At 49.4% G+C, this 1,077-nt stretch carries 1 pseudogene; it reads left to right on the top strand.

Annotated elements, in window-relative coordinates:
• Window positions 1-1,077: pseudogene (locus tag G1O98_RS38330) on the top strand (AAA family ATPase); the annotation flags it as partial.

A 1,077-nucleotide genomic window follows, 5' to 3' on the forward strand; every position in this document is an offset into this window, starting at 1 on the left:
ACCTTCACAACTCACACGATTGTCAGCCTGTGGAAAGCAATGGGTAAATCCATAGCCCTAGCTGCACCCACTGGACGCGCGGCTCAACGTTTGGGTGAAATGACTGGGCTGGAAGCAAAAACTATTCATCGCTTGTTAGAATTTGACCCGCGCTCAAGAGGTTTCAAGCGCGATAGCGAAAATCCTTTGCCCCACACGGCAATTATCGCTGATGAAGCTTCGATGTTTGATTTGTTTCTGGCTTACTCCTTGGTTAAAGCAGTATTGGCTGGCGCTTTACTGTTGTTGGTGGGTGACATTGACCAGTTACCATCTGTGGGCCCAGGTCAAATACTCGCTGACTTGATCAATTCTGGGCGAGTTCCCGTGGTGCGGTTAACTCAGGTATTCCGCCAAGCTCAAACAAGTGCGATTATCACTGCTGCTCACCAAATCAACCGGGGCCAGTACCCAACAATCGAGCCAATCTCCGACAATCCTGTGTCTGATTGTCTGTGGCATGGTGGAGGTCATCAGCCTGAACATGGAGTGCAAGCAATCTGCGAGTTGATTACAGACTTGCTCCCTCGACTAGGTTTTAATCCTGCCACTGATGTCCAAGTGCTTTGCCCGATGACACGGGGAGTTGTGGGTACTCGCAATCTTAATACCGTGTTGCAGCAGTTGATTAACCCACCCAGCCCCAGCAAGGTGGAGATTAACAGAGGTGGGAATTTGTTACGCGAGGGCGATGTCTGCGACAAGCCGCTAAGAGCGTCTACGCATTATCCAGTTGACCAACGACTACAACCGCGAAGTCTTCAACGGTGACTTAGGAATAATCCTCACCATTGATACTGTCGAGCAGGAAGTTACAGTACTGTATGGTGAGCGGACTGTGGTTTACGATTACGCTGACCTGAATGAAATTGCCCTTGCCTGGAGCATTTCGATTCATAAAAGCCAGGGGTCAGAATATACGGTGGTGATTTTGCCAATCTATATGCAGCACTATATGATGTTGACCCGGAACCTGTTTTACACCGGGCTGACCCGTGCCAAGAAGTTAGCGATCGTGGTTGGAGCAAAAAAAGCGAT

This window comes from Nostoc sp. UIC 10630, from assembly GCF_010747425.1.
GTDB lineage: Bacteria > Cyanobacteriota > Cyanobacteriia > Cyanobacteriales > Nostocaceae > Nostoc.